The organism is Nitrosospira sp. Nsp2 (assembly GCF_003050965.1).
GTDB lineage: Bacteria > Pseudomonadota > Gammaproteobacteria > Burkholderiales > Nitrosomonadaceae > Nitrosospira.
On sequence record NZ_QAOU01000001.1, the window covers coordinates 462308 to 478813 of the forward strand.

Below are 16506 nucleotides of genomic sequence, written 5' to 3' on the forward strand. Positions count from 1 at the left end.
TATCCGGGCGATCTTTGCGGAGTGTAAATCATGTGTGGAATACTGGGTCTTGTCGCACAAACGCCCGTCAACCAGTTGCTATACGACGGGTTGCTGGTGCTTCAGCATCGCGGGCAGGATGCGGCCGGGATCGTGACCGCGCAAGGCAATACTTTTCATATGCACAAGGGCAACGGACTGGTCCGGGATGTGTTCCGTACCCGCAATATGCGCGCGCTACTTGGCAACATCGGGATTGGGCATGTGAGGTATCCCACGGCCGGTTCCTCTGAATCACCAGCCGAGGCGCAACCATTTTATGTCAATTCGCCGTTTGGCATCGTGCTTGGGCATAACGGCAATCTCACCAACGCGGCCCAGCTCAACCAGGAGTTGTTCCGGGAGGACCTGCGTCACGTCAATACCAATTCGGACTCGGAAGTGTTGCTGAACGTTCTGGCTCATGAATTGCAAACGAGCACGAAGAATCACCAGCTCGACCCTGCGGCCATTTTTGACGCGGTGGCCGGCGTTCATCGTCGATGCCGGGGTGCCTACGCGGTAGTAGCGATGATTGCGGGATACGGATTGCTGGCTTTTCGCGACCCCTATGGCATCCGCCCATTGGTATTTGGTGGCGCCGAGACGGAGCACGGACTGGAGTACCTTGTGGCGTCTGAAAGCGTAGCGCTCGATACCCTGGGGTTCAAGCTGATCCGCGACGTTGCGCCGGGTGAAGCAATATTTATCGACGAGCGCGGCAATTTTTATAATAAACAGTGCGCCGTCAACCCCGTGCACTATCCATGCATTTTCGAGTATGTCTATATGGCGCGTCCTGATTCGGTAATGGATGGCATATCGGTCTATGAAACGCGGCTTAACATGGGGGAGAGCCTGGCGGACAAGATTACCTCGACCATGCGACACCTGGATATCGATGTAGTCATCCCCGTTCCGGATTCCAGCCGCCCCAGCGCCTTGCAGCTGGCAAACCGCCTGGGAGTCAGTTTCCGCGAAGGGTTCGTCAAGAACCGATATATCGGCCGTACCTTCATCATGCCGGGACAACAGTTGCGGCGGAAATCGGTTCGCCAGAAACTTAACGCCATGAGCGTGGAATTTCGCGGAAAGAACGTGTTGCTGGTGGACGACTCCATCGTGCGGGGCACCACGAGTCGCGAAATTGTGCAGATGGCGCAGGAAGCAGGCGCCAATAAGGTATATTTTGCTTCTGCCGCGCCCCCGGTGAGGTTCCCCAACGTTTACGGGATCGACATGCCCACACGTCATGAGCTGATCGCCGCCGGCCGGGATGAAGACGAAATCCGCCGCGAAATAGGCGCTGATTTCCTTGTTTATCAGAAACTCGATGCACTCATAAAAGACGTGTCTCGGCTTAACCCATCCATCCAGAATTTCGAGACGTCGTGTTTCGATGGGCACTACATTACCGGGGATGTCACACCCGAGTATCTGGCCTTTCTGGAAGCCCAGCGGACAGGCGGGGAATTATTGTCGCGAACCGGATCCAGTACGCAACTGGATTTGAATCTGGCTTCAGCAGAGTAGGAAAATAATGGAGATTGACAAACTCAGCTACCGAGCGTAGCGTAACAGTTGTGCGCCGATTTGATATTCAGCTTGCGGGCGCGTTATAAATTCGGCTAAAGCGGGAAAACCCGTCTTAGCGTGCGCTGAACGGGTTTTTTATTTGGAGGAGATTTTTTGCATGTCTGACGATTTGGAGCTGCAAACACTGGCGTTGCATACCGGTGTTCACCGCAGCCAATTCAATGAGCACTCGGAGGCGCTGTTTCTAACCTCAAGTTTTGTATTCGAAAGCGCCGCGCAAGCGGCCGCGCGCTTCTCCGGCGCGGAGCCGGGAAACATCTACTCGCGCTTTACCAATCCTACCGTTACGGCGTTCGAAGAGCGGCTCGCCGCCCTTGAGGGTGCCGAAGCCTGTGTCGCGACTTCTTCCGGCATGTCCGCGATTCTATCCTGCGTGATGGGCCTGCTATCGGCGGGCGATCACATCGTCGCGTCGCGCAGCCTGTTTGGCTCCACGGTAAATCTGTTCAGTAATATTCTCACGCGTTTCAATATCGAGACCACGTTTGTTTCTGCTACCGACGTTGCGGCATGGGAGGCGGCGGTAAAGCCTGCCACAAAACTGCTGTTTGTGGAGACCCCATCAAACCCGCTTACTGAGATCTCCGATATCGCCGCGCTCTCGTCCGTGGCGAGGAAAGCCGGGGCGTTGCTCGCGGTCGATAACTGCTTCTGTTCTCCCGCGCTGCAACGGCCGTTGGGACTCGGTGCCGACCTCGTGATTCACTCGGCGACCAAATACCTGGAGGGGCAGGGCAGAGTCCTGGGCGGGGCAGTGCTGGGCAAGCGCGACCTGGTCATGGGTGGGGTGTTCAGCTTCCTGCGCACCGCCGGTCCGAGCTTAAGTCCGTTTAATGCCTGGGTTATTCTGAAGGGAATGGAAACACTTAAATTAAGGATGGATGCGCACTCGGCAAATGCATTGGAAGTTGCCCGCTGGCTGGAAGCGCGACCCGGAGTCGCGCGAGTACATTACCCTGGCTTGCCGTCCCATCCGCAACATGAACTCGCCAAGCGTCAACAGAAGACCGGCGGCGGAATCGTTTCATTTGAGTTGAAAAATGGCAAAGAAGCGGCATGGCGGGTGGTCGACTCCGTACGCATGATTTCAATTACCGCCAACTTGGGCGACACAAAAAGCACATTGACTCATCCTGCCAGCACCACGCACGCTCGCATTAGCCAGGAGAGCCGGGATGCTGCGGGAATTACCGATGGGTTGCTGCGAATTGCGGTTGGATTGGAAGCCCCGAAGGATATCCAGGACGATTTAGCCAGGGGACTGAGTGTGGTCTGAAGCAGGTATTCAGGCCGCCATAGACTCAGTTGGTTGATGTCCATAACGGCAACAGTAGCGCCGGAATATCACCAGCACGACTCCTCCCGATCCCAAAATCATCTGGGATTCACGCCGTCCGATCTTCGAGGCGCGCCTCAAGCGCTTGATTCACAAGCCGTGCGGGCGCATTCAAACATCTGCTCCAGCTTCTCGCCCACTTCCCCGATCCCCTGCAGATGGATGAGCGTGGGCGGAAAAACGCGTGTATCTCGCAGTGCCCGAGTCAGACTGATGCTTTTCGCACCCGTTTTATGGGATTGCTCGGATTCAGACAGCTCAAACTGAGTGTGCGTGGCCGAGCATGAGCGAATGAGCTACTCCTCAATTTGCGGCGTCGCGGCGCAGCATTTCCTCTAGACAAAAAACCTCATCGTTTTCCCCCACTAGCACAGCCGTTCATTTGAGACATTGCCAGCTACATGATAGCCAGGTATGTGCTTGTCGGATTCGTTTACACCTCCGTAGTACCTCCTCAGGGGATAAACCTAAAATACTATTCAAAACAATGTACTTATAACATGGCATGTAAATTGCTACATGCTTGTCAGAAGTTGGACACCTTTAAGAATAACGAAGAGAACAATAAAAATGAAAACAAAATACACTGCATTATCTATCGCGGTTGCTGGGTTGTTTGCGGCGACTCAGGCTGGGGCGGTTCCTGTTCTACAAATAGGCGCGCCTGGAGGATTTGGCGAGGGAACGTATGCTGACTACCAAGGTAGTAGCACAAGCCCCACTGAGAGCAACACCGCCATCACTTCAGGCGGCATCTTATATGTGGGAGGAGTCTACCAGAACAATAACGTGCTCTCTCTGGGGGGCCAGTTTGGAAGCGGTAGTAACTGGTCGAGCTTCGGCTTGCCTACCGTTTTCAATACCCATGATGCGGTATTGCTTGTGTCTGTGCCGCAAGGCACGCTGGCCACGGCGCTGGCATCTCTCACCGTTGGCGGTAATTTTGCATTCTATTCGGATGCAAATAACAGTTTTTTTCCGAATAATCATGATCCGGTAAAAGCCGCTGTCTCCGATTTCCTTTTCTTTGATATCGGGGATTTTGCGAAGATTGCGGGAGCGGTGCCCGATTTCACTACAGAAACCGGAGGAGCTGCCGGTCAGATTAAAACCCTGAACGTGGCTGGATTTGGCTCACTTCCCTGGGCGCATTTCGATGCGATGGCACTTGAGACGAGGACTCAAGGGCAAACCAGGATAAGCACTACGCTTGAAAACGATCCCGGGTCGCATGACGTGACCTGGAAAGGTGACGGTCCTCCGCCGCAAGAAATTCCGGAACCTGCTACGCTTGCGCTTCTCGGCCTGGGGCTGTTGGGCTTAGGCGTTGCGCGCAGACAAAAAAAATAACAGAGATGTTTTTAGAATAAAAACCCGCTTCGGCGGGTTTTTTTTGGTTACTGCAAACCCATGAGTGCGGTAGGCGCAACCTGCAAAGGGCAAATCGTTATTTGTAATACCTTAAAGTCGAAATAATTTTTACCGTTAATACTTTCAGCAAATTCATATTCGTATCTGTAAAAGGGCATACCCCGTGAAAACGGGGGACGCAAAGTCATCGGTCTACGAGGCGAAGCCTTAGGACGGCAGGACTGCCAGGTAACGCCATTATCTACCGGTTAATGAGTTAACCGCGTATCGGCAAACACTCGCTTCAAGATCGGCGAAAGTCGATTGTGAGTTTATGTCTCAGGCCATGCCAGGCAGTTCATCTCCATTGGGGAGAGGAACTGAAATGCGCACTAACGAGTTTTTATCTATACGTGTAACGGGTGGGGTGCCGTCAGGCGCAGCGTGGATAAACAATTGCCACTTGCAGCGTGTCCAGCGCGATCATTCTCGTGTGGCGGAACGTCTATTGGCGGTCCTGATAGGATTAGCTACGTTCAACGCCAGTGGCGCGCCGCCAGAAAGCAATGTGCCGGGTGGCAATAGTAGCGGAGCATGGGCTAACGGCCGGGTTCTGGTGATGCCGCGTGCTGGACTGACGGAGAAGGAGCTTGGGAAGATATTGAGCGAGCACGGCGGCAAGGGCAGAAAAATCGGCCAGAGCGATTTATATATCGTGGATCTACCGGCGAATGCATCGGAAAAGGCGGTGGCTGCGAGATTGGCTCATCACCCGGCATTCAAGTTTGCTGAGATCGACGAGATGGTTCTGCCCGATCTCATACCCAATGATCCCTACTATGGCAGCGCATGGCATTTGTCTAAGATTGGCGCATCGACAGCCTGGGACAAATCACAAGGGGCCGGTGTGACCGTTGCCATTCTTGATTCGGGCGTGGATAGCGCACATCCCGATCTTGGGACCAAGTTGGTACCGGGCTGGAATTTCTATGACAACAACTCCAACACGTCCGATGTATACGGTCACGGAACGAAGGTTGCAGGCGCGGCTGCGGCTGCGAGCAACAACAGTATTGGAATCGCCTCGGTGGCCGGGCAGTCCAGGATCATGCCCGTTCGCGTTAGCAATCTCAGCGGGGGAGGCTATTGGAGCACGATAACACAGGGACTGGTCCACGCTGCAGACAATGGAGCTCGTGTTGCGAATGTCAGCTTTCTCGGCGTTACCAGCAGCTTAACGGTTCAAAACGCTGCCCAATACTTGAAAAATAAGGGGGGGTTGGTGATTGTCAGTGGCGGAAATACGGGTACTCAACAAAATTATGTTTCGACTACGACGATGATTCCAGTATCCGCCACGGATGGCAATGATGTCAGGGCCAGTTGGTCGAGCTACGGCGCTTATATCGCGCTGGCGGCTCCGGGTGCAGGGATCTGGAGCACCACCCTTGGGGGAGGCTATGGCGCAGTATCGGGAACCTCATTCTCAAGTCCTATAACCGCCGGGGTGGTCGCCCTCATGATGTCCGCCGCTCCATCATTGCTGAATACGAAGATCGAAAGCCTGCTGTTTTCCACCGCTGTTGACCTGGGCGCTGCGGGCCGCGACCCCTACTATGGCTATGGACGGGTGGACGCCGCGAGGGCGGTGCAGGCAGCCGTTGCAACCGTTCCGGTGCCCGATACGCAGGTGCCTTCGGTGGCAATTTCATCGCCAAGTAATGGCGCGACGGTGGCAGGACTGGTTCCTGTAAACGTCAATGCCGCCGATAATATCGGGGTCACTCGCGTTGAGCTGAAAATCAATAGCACTACGGTAGCCATCGACAGTACGGCTCCGTTTGCATTCAGCTGGGATTCGCACGGTGTGCCCAACGGCTTGGTCAATCTCGTAGCATATGCGGTCGATGCCGCGGGCAACTCCAAAGCTTCAACGGCGATAACGGTAATGGTAGGGAACGGAACGGCCACCATTCCCAAGGATACGACAGCGCCGACGGTCAAAATCGTCAATCCGGTGGTGGGACCTGTTTCAGGCAACAATGTGGCGATCAGCGTGAATGCGACGGATAATAGCGGGCCCATGGGCATTACTCATACGCTCTATATCAATGGCGTACAAAAGGCAAGCGGAACCGGAAGCACGTTGGGCTACAACTGGTTTATCGGTAATGTCGGGGCCGGAGCACACCTGATCCAGGCGATGGTCAGAGATGCAGCTGGAAATGCTTCGTCCTCTTCCGTTTACGTTATGGTGGTGAAATAGGAAATCGGATTAGGAACAAAAGAATCGAATAGCAGCGCTTAACTTCCAGGCAGGGCCAAGTACGACCAGCACGCACTTGGCCCGGTTCTCATTTTTTGGTCAGTGCAGAAACCCATCACGGGTATAAGACCTTTCGAGGTTAAGTTCCGCGCCGCGCGGCTTCATAGAGCGGCATGACAACCGGTAATAGCGACTCGACCTGCTGAACCCTGGTTGAGTCTGCCGGGTGGCTGCTCAGAAATTCGGGCATTTGTCCGCCCTCCTTCGCATTCATCATTTTCTGCCATAGCGTGATACCCGCGCGTGGGTTGTATCCGGCGCGGGCGCTCAGCTCCAGACCGATACGATCAGCTTCTGCCTCATCGCTGCGGCTGAAATGGGTGGCGAGCAACGCTTGATAGCCGACAGCAGCGAGAGTGGCCGTATTCTGGCTGATGCCGAACGCAGCGGTTCCCAACCCGAGCGCGGTCTGCGCGGCGATTGCCTGCGATACCTGCTCGCGCGAGTGTTCGCGCAAGGCATGGGCAATTTCATGCCCCATCACTACGGCAATTTCCTCGTCGGTGAGTTTAAGCCTGTTGATCAGGCCGGAATAGAACATGATCTTGCCGCCGGGCATGCAAAACGCATTGAGTTCATCGCTATCGATTACATTCACTTCCCATTTCCAGCCGGGCGCGTCCTTGCGAAATACCGCCGTTTGAGGTTCGATGCGGCGGGCGATAGCCTGTACGCGTTGCAACAGCTTCTCATCCTTGTTCAATGCGCCTTTTTGTGACGCTTCTGACTTGAGCTTGGTATACCCGAGGGATGCAGTCTGCTCCAGTTGCTCGGACGATATAAGAAGCAATTGAGAACGGTTTGCGCCGACTGCGCCGCCGCTGGTGGTGGTGGCGCATCCGGCGAGCGCAAGTAGCCAGATACTGATCGATACCGATGCAACAACCCGGAAAGCAGACATAGTGTTCCCCTTGTGAAATATCTATCGTCGTGACGAGCGCTTTAGCTTTAACTGTTTACAACCAATTGAACCGTGGATCAAAAGCGGTTTGACCTTCCCCTGCTGGGAAGAAATCTTGATCGGTGACGATATTGCTACTCGATCACTTCCGCTTTCTCGAGCAACACATTCTCCACCGGCACGTTCTGATGCCCGGCCCGATTGCCGGTGTTCACCTTCGCGATCTTGTCGACCACGTCCATTCCTTCGATGACTTTACCAAATACGCAATAGCCGAATCCCTGAGAGTTCGGTGCACTGTAGTTGAGAAAATTATTGTTCGCGACGTTAATGAAGAACTGCGTGGTGGCGGAGTGGACGTCCGACGTGCGCGCCATGGCAACGGTGTACTTGTCATTTTTCAGGCCGTTCGCGGCCTCGTTCTGGATTGGCGCACGGGTTTGCTTCTGTACCATGCCCGGCTCAAACCCGCCGCCCTGAATCATGAAACCGTCAATAACGCGATGAAATATCGTGTTGTCATAGTTCCCGCTGTTCACGTAGTCCACGAAATTCTGGACGGTTAGCGGGGCCTTTTCGCTGTCCAGCTCAAGGGTAATGTCGCCGTAATTGGTGTGCAGTTTTATCATGTTTTATACCTATTTCGTGGATGGGTTGGAGGGTTGAGGAGATCCGTCTGGGATCAGCCTGACTTCTTCTATGATGATATCCGACTTGGGTACGTCGCCCGGGAAGGGTCCGCGTGCCCCGGTCGGCGTTGCCGCGATCTTTTCGGCAACGTCCATCCCCTGGACGACTTTGCCGAACGCGGTATAGCCGTAACCCTGCGGGGTGGGCGAGGTATGGTTGAGGAAGGCGTTACTGGAGACGTTGATGAAAAATTGCGCCGTGGCTGAGTGGGGGTCCGAAGTGCGGGCCATCGCAATGGTCCCGGCATCGTTCCTCAGGCCATTTGCCGCCTCGTTCTCGACCGGTGTCCGGGTTGGCTTCTGAGAGAGGTTTTTATCGAAGCCGCCGCCTTGAATCATGAAGCCGGGTATGACGCGATGAAATACAGTGTTGCGGTAGTAGCCATCTTTCACGTAGCGAAGAAAATTATCCACCGTCTTGGGGGCCTTATCGGGATAGAGTTCAACCACGATATTGCCGAGATTGGTCTTTATCTCAACCTGAGGATTGGCCGCATAGCTGGTGATGCTGAAAGAAAGCGCAAGAGCAAGGGCGAGACGTCCAAAAATATGCATAATGGGAAGAATGGTTGGAAAAAATGGATAAGGTATTGGAAAAGTAGCGTCCTACTTGTGTGCTCGAGAACCTTTTTCTCAGCGACTTGTGCCGCAATCTCTTGTTCCTGATTCTATGCGGCGCTTTCGTAGATTATTTTCCACGGCCCCGTGTCGTTTTCTTTCATCCAATATTGGCGCTTTCTCATCTTATTCGACAGGTTATTGCTTGCGTACTCCTGATCGAAATCCACGACCGCCAAGTCTTCCCGCCCCGGGTAGAGAAACATGCCTATATTGCTGATTCCGACCTTGATCCAGCTTTTGCTGGCGTTCACCTGGCGTTTGTGTTGTGCCCATTCGGACCGGCCCTGATTCCCGCTGACGAAATCGCGCCCATAATTCTTCAGGTAAGCCTCGATATTGCCACTTTCCCAATCCCGCCGCCAGTTTTCCAGATGCCGGGCCAGCCTGTCGCGCAGGAGCACAGTGTCTTCAGGTTTTACCCAATCGATCCGGTCGCTGATGATAACGGGCGTGACCCCGACCTGCAATTTGGGGCTAAGCCGGTCCAAATCCTGATTGGAGAGCACCACGCAACCATCGCTGGCACGAGGCGGCCGGCTGAAGGTGTCGGAGGGCGTGCCGTGGAGCCAGATGCCATATCCACTACGGCCGTGCCGCTTATCCCATTCGTTCGGGTAGTTAATAGGAAATGCTTTTCCGCCATAAAAATCGGTCAGTTTTTCCCGGGGAACATTAGCTGTAATAAAGTAGACGCCAATGGGAGTTTTTTTGTCTCCTTCTTTTAATTTCTGCGATCCGTTTTTCCCACTGCTAATGTAATAATCGGCCACGTAGCGGACTTTACCGCCCACATTCTCAAATATATACAGCCGGGATTTACCCGTATCGGCGATTGCGGCATATTTCTGCTCGGGTTGCATTTGCAGGAGGTACTTGGGCATCCTGTCGCCTGGAACCGGCTCAAGGTGGCGGCGCACTCGCGCTCTCGCTTCATCCCGAAGATCGGTAATTTGCTGTTGGCCGGTCCCGGCGGTCTCGCCCATCGCGCTGATGGGGCGGGTGCGAGCCAGCAACAGATCGCCTTTGATCAGATGAGCAAGCCGGAAGTTCGGGTTGGCGTGGAGGACTTGCTCAATTCCGGTCAAGGCGGAATCCATGCGGCTGTCCGCAATTTCCTGCAAGCTTTTGACGAGCATCGCTTCCGGCCCGGTTGCGGAAAGGCCCGCGGAGGCGGGACGATCACTGGCGAATGCGCTAGTCATGGCTGGACTCAATATCGTCATGGCAACCGCCAGCAGAGTGACAAGCAAGCTCCCTGCTGCAATGCCCGACGATGTCATCGCCCTACGTGTTCCTGATGGATGAGCCACTTGTCCCCTGTTTTGGTCATCTCAAGTGTTTTTAGCGTATTACTTTTGATGGCGTCCGAGTGGTAGGACTGCTTGAAAGTTACTCTGGCGTGGGTATCATCGATGAAACTGATTTTGGGATTGACGATGGCTACCTGAATGGATTTTGCCTTGCCGATGCGTTCCCGACGGCTTTTCTCCCATGTGCCGCGAGATGCGCCGCCGGGAGCGCGGAAATCGGTCGCATAAAAGGCAAGGTAGGCGGGGACATCCTTTTCCGACCAGGCTTTCGCCCACGCGTTCACGATCTTGATCACCTCGGAGGAACTGTCGGATACCGCCTGAGCTTCAGGCGCAGTTTTTTCGGCCGTGGCTGTTTTCTCAGATTCGGATTTCTCCGGTTGCTCTGCTTGCGGGCCGGTCTTCTCCGCTGTTTTGACGGGAGTCTTGGGTAACGTTTCCGCCGCTGACTCGCCCGCCAGCGCAGACGTTGCAGGAGCTGCCGCTGCGGTTTGAATTTTTCCGGATCTGCTCGCGAAGAGGTCTTTGATCATCGCAAGCTTGGTCTGCGCGCCGGCATTACGATTGTCCAGCTGAAGAGCCTTGCCGTAAGCCTGGCTTGCCATCTTTGCGTAAATGTCGCCAAGATTTTCGTGCGCCGTGGAATAGCTCGGGTGAGTACGTATTGCCGCTTCTAGCGCGCCCTTGGCTTTGTCGTACTGTCCCTGGCTCGCGTATAACACCGCGAGGTTGTTGTATGGCTCGGGCAGATCCGGGTAATCCTCTGTCAGCGAAGAAAAAACCTGAATGGCTGCTATGGTTTTCTTTTGTTCGGTAAGGATCAGACCCTTGTGGAAGCGCATTTGGGGGTCCTTGGGCTTCCTGGCCAGATAGGCATCGGCTTGCTCCAGCGCCTTCCCCAGGCTGCCTTGTTGGTAGAGCTTCGCAACTTCCTCATTTTCATCGGCCAGTGCGGCAGAATTCATCCCCGTCAGCAAAACAGTAATACAAACAGTGATACAGGCCGCAATAGGGGCATTTATCCGGCGAAAATCGAGCTTTTTCATTATGCTATACTTCTCCGGTTCTTGTTGAGTTATCTTGGAATCCGCACGATTCTACCAAGAAGCCTGTTCAATTCACAATCTTGCCAGATGCTCAGAATCCACAATTCTCTCGCCAGGGAAAAGCAGGACTTTATTCCCATGCTGCCCGGCAAGGTCAAAATGTACGTTTGCGGCATGACGGTCTATGACTATTGCCATCTCGGCCACGCGCGAATGATGGTGGTTTTCGATTTGGTGCAACGCTGGTTGCGGGCGAGCGGGTTCAACGTGACATACGTGCGCAATATCACGGATATCGACGATAAAATCATCCGGCGGGCGCACGAGAATGGCGAGTCCTTCGAGGCGCTCACCGCTCGCTTCATCAAGGCCATGGAAGAAGACGCGGCCGCGCTTGGGGTGGAACCGGCGACGTTCGAGCCGCTTGCGACGCGCCATATCGACAGCATGATTGCGATGATAGACATGCTCGTGAAGAAAGGCCTGGGGTATGCCGCGGCCAACGGCGACGTATATTTCGCCGTGCACGAATTTCCCGGCTATGGAAAGCTCTCGGGGAAATCCCTTGACGACTTGCGCGCAGGGGAGCGGGTGGGTATCGATCCGCATAAAAAAGACCCGCTGGACTTTGTGTTGTGGAAGGCTGCAAAACCGGGTGAGCCGCAGTGGGATTCGCCTTGGGGGATGGGTCGCCCCGGTTGGCATATTGAATGCTCGGCTATGAGTGAACATTACCTGGGTGAACACTTCGATATACATGGCGGCGGACAGGATCTGCAGTTTCCGCATCATGAAAATGAAATTGCCCAAAGCGAGGGAGCGCATGATCATCCCTTCGTCAATTACTGGATGCACAACGGTTTTGTGCGTGTCAATGACGAAAAGATGTCGAAATCACTGGGCAATTTTTTTACCGTGCGCGAAATTCTTGCCCGCTATCAGCCTGAGGTGGTGAGGTTCTTTATTCTGCGCGCACATTATCGCAGCCCGCTCAACTACTCCGACATGCATCTGGAAGACGCCAAGCGTGCGCTGGATCGTCTTTATACCGCGCTCAAAAGTTTTGACGCGAGTCAAGTTCCGATGGAAATTGATTGGCATGACCCCCACGCCGCACGTTTCAAGGAGGCAATGGATGACGATTTCAATACGTCCGAGGCCATCGCGGTGCTGTTTGATCTCGCGAATGAGACCAACAAATCCGCATCGTCAAAGAGTATCGCATCGCTGAAAGCGCTGGGCAGCGTGCTCGGGTTACTGCAACAGGACCCTCAGCATTACTTCCAGGAAGCTGGAGCGGCGGGGGACTCGGGGTTTACACCCGAACACATCGAACAAATGATTCAAAAACGTCTTCTTGCCCGCGCGAACAAAGATTACGGCGAGGCTGACCGTATTCGCAAGGAGTTGATGAGCGCGAGCATTATTCTTGAAGATACAGCGAAGGGCACGACCTGGAGGCGTTGCTGAACCCCGCGTCATTATCCCGGATTAGGGCGATCCTAACCTTAAGGCTTCGCGAGTATGCAAGCAATATATGGCTGTGAGGGGCCTAAAACGCATCCGAAGGCCATTGCCGCCGTTTGGTGTAAGCCCCGTGGCCCGTCTGCGTAAACGAATTATCCTGGAACGCCTAACTGTTTAGTCGACTGCCGGGTTCCTGTTTGGTTGAGAGGGGGGTTGGGATGGAACTGCGTGTAAAAAGAACGGATTTTTCCGAAGAAAGTACGATAGGCGAACTGTTGGTGAATGACCAGTTTGAGTGCTATACCCTGGAAGACAAGGTAAGGCCGGTAAAGATCGCGGGTAAGACCGCCATACCGGCGGGGCGCTACGAGGTGGTCATCAGTTTCTCGCAGCGGTTTCAGCGCCCACTCCCGCTGCTTTTAAACGTGCCGAACTTTGAAGGGATAAGGATACATCCCGGAAACAAGGCCGCCAACACGGAGGGATGCATTCTGGTGGGCGAAACGAAGAGCGCGGATTTCGTCGGGCAGAGCAGGGTAGCGTTTGACAGGCTATTCGAAAAATTGAAGGTGGCGGCGGTGACGGAAAAGATCTTCATGGAAATAGCGTGAAACCGGTAACAGCAACTCGGGTTCGACGCCCATGAGCAGCACGTTATGTCGGGCTTTTTAAAATGGGTGCTTCTCGGCTATTTTGCCGCGCCCTTATGTGTCTTTGCGCAAATGGAGGTGACAAGCCCGTTCGTGCATGAAAAAAGATATGTCCTGCCGTCCGGAAAAAAAGTCGAACTTACGTTGCAGGAGCGGCGCTGCAGAAACGGCGAGTGCCGCGAGGTGGATGCGGGCATGTGGGGCATGGACGGCGGAATCCCTCGATTTGTTACTGAGACCTTTCTCGTGGGTATTAACGGCAAACCGTTTCCGATTCCCGAGAAGCTCTATAAGGATCTCACCAATATGCACTCTGCGTCCGTTATTGAAGATAAAGAACGAATTATTCTGGAACTCAAAGGTGGAGACGGAGCCGGCGCGTATACGGCACGATTCGAGTTGGGTGGCATGTGCGGATTCGAGCGCAAGATCTGCGGTGAGGTGTGCGGCGAAATCTGGGAGCATACCACTTGGTACAATTCCTTTGCCTACGAAGGGGATCCGTTGTGCAAAAGCGGGATCCAGTGATCGCCTTCGCGGCATTTGTTGCTTTTCTGAACTATTGTGAAGCTTGAGCAGAGAATGCCTATTCCCTCTTACGAGTCTCATCGATAGCTCCGGGGTTTTCCTTGCCGACGCATTATTCCGGAAAGGAGCGTGCGTGACACCCGTATTCGAAGCACTTTCGCGCGCCTTTCGCGATATGTTCCAGTTTCAGGTCTTGTGGATCATTATCTGGCCCATTCTGGCGGCGGGCCTGCTGTGGTTGATTCTGGGCGTGGCCTTCTGGAATACTTTCTCGGTATGGATCGCGAGCGGTCTTACCGCAATTGGCATCCAAACCTGGCTTGAGGGTGTCGAACCGCGATGGATCGCGTACGGAATTCAGGGGATCGCGCATCTGATTCTGTTTGTGCCGCTGGTTTTCGTTACCGCGCTGGTCATTACCGCCTTATTTGCAATGCCTGCGCTGATCCGCCTGGTCGCGATCCGCGACTATCCCTCTCTTGCACGCAAAAACGGTGGCGGGTTTGCCGGCAGCGTGCTTAATGCCCTGCTCGCCCTCGCGATCTTTATAGCCATTTGGGTGGTCACGTTTCCCTTGTGGCTAATCGGCGTCGGTGTCATTATTCCCTTTGTCGCTACCGCCTATCTGAACCAGCGTCTATTCCGTTACGACGCCCTGGCGGAACATGCCAGCAGGGAAGAAATGCAAGCGATATTTTCCACGCAACGCCCCTCCTTGTGGGTCTTGGGGTTGCTGACGGGGTTGATGCAATTTATTCCGTTTATAAATCTGGTGGCCCCCGTATTGGCGGCGCTGGCTTTTATTCATTTTGGACTTTTCCGCCTGTCGGAGTTGCGTGGTCTGGAGGCGGGCCCGTGAACCGCGATTATCAGGAGGTGACATCGGTGAAGACCCATGGCGTGGATTTCATGACTGTTCGGTTGGCGGCAATCGCGGCCTGCGCTGCGGCCGTGTTCGCGCATAATGTCCTGGCTCACGAACCCGCTTCGGCTACCCGGGGTGCGAGCGGCGCGCATCAGCATCACGGACAGCCTGCCGGGGCAAACCTCCCAGGGCAGAGTGATGACGGCGCGCCGGAACTGTTGAATCTGGGCCCGCATACATTTCCGGTGAGCACGCGGAACAAGCTGGCGCAGCAGTTCATGAACCAGGGACTAAACCTTTCCTACGCATTTAATCATGCCGAGGCGGGCCGCGCATTCCGGGAAGCGGCAAGACTGGACCCATCGCTTGCAATGGCTTATTGGGGTCAGGCGCTTGTGCTGGGGCCGAATATCAACGCCCCCATGGAGCCGAAGGACGAGATGCCGGCTCTCGAACTGGTGCGCAAGGCAGCCTCTCTGGGGGAGAAGGCATCACCGCGCGAGCGCGCGCTCATAGCGGCCCTTGAAAAGCGTTATAGCGGCAACTCGGAACGCCGCAAGGCGAACGATGAGGCCTACGCTGACGCGATGCGCGAGGTGCATCGCCGCTTCCTGGCTGATCCGGACATTGCCATGCTCTATGTCGAGTCGTCGATGGACCTGAACTCCTGGGGTTACTGGATGCGCGACGGGTATCCAATGAAAGATACAGCTGAAATTGTCGCCATCACCGAGGAAGTAATGCGTCGCCACCCAAAACACCCTGGCGCGCTGCACTTTTATATCCATCTGATAGAGCCTACCGCCACTCCCGAGCGAGCGGAAAAGGCAGCCGATACGCTGCTGACGCTGATGCCGGATGCGGGGCATATCGTACATATGCCTTCGCATATCTACCTGCGGGTCGGCAGGTATGCGGACGCAATCAAGAGCAATGAGCGCGCGGTTGCGGCGGACGAGGCTTACTTGGCGCGGAAACACGCGCAGGGGTTGTATCCCGTAGCGTACTTTCCGCACAACATCCATTTCCTTTGGGCAGTTGCCAGCGCGGACGGTCAAAGCCGGGTTGCGATTGAGTCCGCGCGCAAAGTGGCCGGTACGGTGGACGACAGGATGCTGGAGGAGGTGCCACTAACGGCGGTGTTTCGCGTCGTCCCGTACTGGGCGTTGGCTCGGTTTGGGAAATGGAACGAGATTCTACAGGAGCCTGCCCCGTCCTCGACAAACGCATTTGTGAAGGGCGGCTGGCACTATGCGCGTGGGCTGGCTTTTGCGGCAACGCGGCAGTTGCAGCAGGCGGAACGGGAATTGGAAGTGCTGCGCGGTATCCTGCATGATGGGTCGCTGGAGCATCCGCTCATGTCGCTGAACACGGCGCGGTCCGTTCTGGCAATCGGTCCGGAGGTGTTGGCGGGAGAAATTGCCGCGGCGCGCGGTCAATCCGAGATAGCCATTTCTCATCTTGAACGGGCTGTCCGCCTTGAGGATGCGCTGGCTTACACCGAGCCGCCGGAATGGCAGTCGCCCCCCAGGCTGACATTGGGTGCCATGCTGCTTGAATCGGGGCGTCCGGCTGAAGCGGAAACAGTTTACTGGGAGGACTTGCGGCGAAATCGCAATACCGGCTGGGCGCTCTACGGTTTATTGCAGGCGTTGCGTGCGCAAAATAAAAAAGACCAGGCAGAACTGATCGAAGCCCGTTTTAAACAGGCCTGGAAGCGGTCAGACGTAAAACTCAACGCCTCACGTTTCGGCTGCGTTGCAGCGCCGTCCGGGCCCTAGCGTCCGAGCGTGCATTTTAAGG

At 55.0% G+C, this 16506-nt stretch carries 14 protein-coding genes and 1 riboswitch; of the genes, 9 read left to right on the top strand and 5 right to left on the bottom strand.

Going from position 1 to position 16506, the window contains the following annotated elements:
• Positions 1-30: 30 nt before the first annotated feature.
• The 4 genes from purF to C8R31_RS02055 all read left to right on the top strand — a co-directional run bounded on the left by purF (position 31) and on the right by C8R31_RS02055 (position 6566).
• Positions 31-1551 carry an amidophosphoribosyltransferase gene (gene purF / locus C8R31_RS02040; RefSeq protein WP_107692397.1) on the top strand — a complete coding sequence of 507 codons (1521 nt, stop codon included), beginning with the start codon at positions 31-33 and terminating at the stop codon, positions 1549-1551.
• Positions 1552-1711: 160 nt separating this feature from the next.
• Entirely contained in the window at positions 1712-2890 is a 1179-nt protein-coding gene (locus C8R31_RS02045) for an O-succinylhomoserine sulfhydrylase (RefSeq protein WP_107692398.1), read from the top strand.
• Positions 2891-3520: 630 nt separating this feature from the next.
• Positions 3521-4300, top strand: a complete 780-nt coding sequence (locus C8R31_RS02050; RefSeq protein ID WP_107692399.1) for a choice-of-anchor N protein — start codon at positions 3521-3523, stop codon at positions 4298-4300.
• A gap of 164 nt (positions 4301-4464) precedes the next feature.
• A riboswitch (cyclic di-GMP riboswitch) is annotated at positions 4465-4550 on the top strand.
• A gap of 135 nt (positions 4551-4685) precedes the next feature.
• Positions 4686-6566, top strand: a complete 1881-nt coding sequence (locus C8R31_RS02055) for a S8 family serine peptidase (protein WP_107692400.1) — start codon at positions 4686-4688, stop codon at positions 6564-6566.
• A 139-nt stretch (positions 6567-6705) separates the two neighbouring features.
• Here the strand turns inward: C8R31_RS02055 and C8R31_RS02060 are convergent, their stop codons facing one another.
• The 5 genes from C8R31_RS02060 to C8R31_RS02080 form a co-directional block, all read right to left on the bottom strand.
• The gene (locus C8R31_RS02060) at positions 6706-7527 is read right to left on the bottom strand and encodes a M48 family metallopeptidase (RefSeq protein WP_107692401.1); all 822 of its coding nucleotides are present in this window, start codon (positions 7525-7527) and stop codon (positions 6706-6708) included.
• A 134-nt stretch (positions 7528-7661) separates the two neighbouring features.
• A complete protein-coding gene (locus C8R31_RS02065) occupies positions 7662-8156 on the bottom strand; it encodes a peptidylprolyl isomerase (RefSeq protein WP_107692402.1) in 495 nt (164 codons plus the stop codon).
• A gap of 9 nt (positions 8157-8165) precedes the next feature.
• On the bottom strand, positions 8166-8771 hold the full coding sequence (locus tag C8R31_RS02070; RefSeq protein WP_107692403.1) for a peptidylprolyl isomerase: 606 nt from the start codon (positions 8769-8771) through the stop codon (positions 8166-8168).
• Positions 8772-8884: 113 nt separating this feature from the next.
• Positions 8885-10117: a murein L,D-transpeptidase family protein gene (locus C8R31_RS02075; RefSeq protein ID WP_107692404.1), complete on the bottom strand. Its 1233-nt coding sequence runs from the start codon at positions 10115-10117 to the stop codon at positions 8885-8887.
• On the bottom strand, positions 10114-11193 hold the full coding sequence (locus C8R31_RS02080) for a nuclear transport factor 2 family protein (RefSeq protein ID WP_107692405.1): 1080 nt from the start codon (positions 11191-11193) through the stop codon (positions 10114-10116). Before C8R31_RS02080 ends, C8R31_RS02075 begins: the two co-directional genes overlap by 4 nt.
• Positions 11194-11280: 87 nt before the next feature.
• On the opposite strand from C8R31_RS02080, the gene cysS reads away from it, so the two are divergent.
• The 5 genes from cysS (at position 11281) to C8R31_RS02105 (ending at position 16484) form a co-directional block, all read left to right on the top strand.
• Complete coding sequence (gene cysS, locus C8R31_RS02085) at positions 11281-12663, top strand: cysteine--tRNA ligase (RefSeq protein ID WP_107692406.1); 1383 nt, start codon at positions 11281-11283, stop codon at positions 12661-12663.
• Between the two features lie 215 nt (positions 12664-12878).
• Entirely contained in the window at positions 12879-13271 is a 393-nt protein-coding gene (locus tag C8R31_RS02090) for a DUF5675 family protein (protein WP_107692407.1), read from the top strand.
• 45 nt (positions 13272-13316) lie between these two features.
• Positions 13317-13838 carry a hypothetical protein gene (locus C8R31_RS02095; protein WP_107692408.1) on the top strand — a complete coding sequence of 174 codons (522 nt, stop codon included), beginning with the start codon at positions 13317-13319 and terminating at the stop codon, positions 13836-13838.
• A 133-nt stretch (positions 13839-13971) separates the two neighbouring features.
• Positions 13972-14697: an EI24 domain-containing protein gene (locus tag C8R31_RS02100; RefSeq protein WP_107692409.1), complete on the top strand. Its 726-nt coding sequence runs from the start codon at positions 13972-13974 to the stop codon at positions 14695-14697.
• A gap of 50 nt (positions 14698-14747) precedes the next feature.
• Positions 14748-16484 carry a hypothetical protein gene (locus C8R31_RS02105; protein ID WP_375136111.1) on the top strand — a complete coding sequence of 579 codons (1737 nt, stop codon included), beginning with the start codon at positions 14748-14750 and terminating at the stop codon, positions 16482-16484.
• The last annotated feature ends 22 nt before the right edge of the window (positions 16485-16506 follow it).

Excerpts from the sequence above, each read along its gene's own strand:
- purF (WP_107692397.1), top strand. The coding sequence starts at position 31 with ATGTGTGGAATACTGGGTCTTGTCGCACAAACGCCCGTCAACCAGTTG.
- C8R31_RS02045 (WP_107692398.1), top strand. The coding sequence starts at position 1,712 with ATGTCTGACGATTTGGAGCTGCAAACACTGGCGTTGCATACCGGTGTT.
- C8R31_RS02050 (WP_107692399.1), top strand. The coding sequence starts at position 3,521 with ATGAAAACAAAATACACTGCATTATCTATCGCGGTTGCTGGGTTGTTT.
- C8R31_RS02055 (WP_107692400.1), top strand. The coding sequence starts at position 4,686 with ATGCGCACTAACGAGTTTTTATCTATACGTGTAACGGGTGGGGTGCCG.
- C8R31_RS02060 (WP_107692401.1), bottom strand. The coding sequence starts at position 7,527 with ATGTCTGCTTTCCGGGTTGTTGCATCGGTATCGATCAGTATCTGGCTA.
- C8R31_RS02065 (WP_107692402.1), bottom strand. The coding sequence starts at position 8,156 with ATGATAAAACTGCACACCAATTACGGCGACATTACCCTTGAGCTGGAC.
- C8R31_RS02070 (WP_107692403.1), bottom strand. The coding sequence starts at position 8,771 with ATGCATATTTTTGGACGTCTCGCCCTTGCTCTTGCGCTTTCTTTCAGC.
- C8R31_RS02075 (WP_107692404.1), bottom strand. The coding sequence starts at position 10,117 with ATGACATCGTCGGGCATTGCAGCAGGGAGCTTGCTTGTCACTCTGCTG.
- C8R31_RS02080 (WP_107692405.1), bottom strand. The coding sequence starts at position 11,193 with ATGAAAAAGCTCGATTTTCGCCGGATAAATGCCCCTATTGCGGCCTGT.
- cysS (WP_107692406.1), top strand. The coding sequence starts at position 11,281 with ATGCTCAGAATCCACAATTCTCTCGCCAGGGAAAAGCAGGACTTTATT.
- C8R31_RS02090 (WP_107692407.1), top strand. The coding sequence starts at position 12,879 with ATGGAACTGCGTGTAAAAAGAACGGATTTTTCCGAAGAAAGTACGATA.
- C8R31_RS02095 (WP_107692408.1), top strand. The coding sequence starts at position 13,317 with ATGTCGGGCTTTTTAAAATGGGTGCTTCTCGGCTATTTTGCCGCGCCC.
- C8R31_RS02105 (WP_375136111.1), top strand. The coding sequence starts at position 14,748 with ATGACTGTTCGGTTGGCGGCAATCGCGGCCTGCGCTGCGGCCGTGTTC.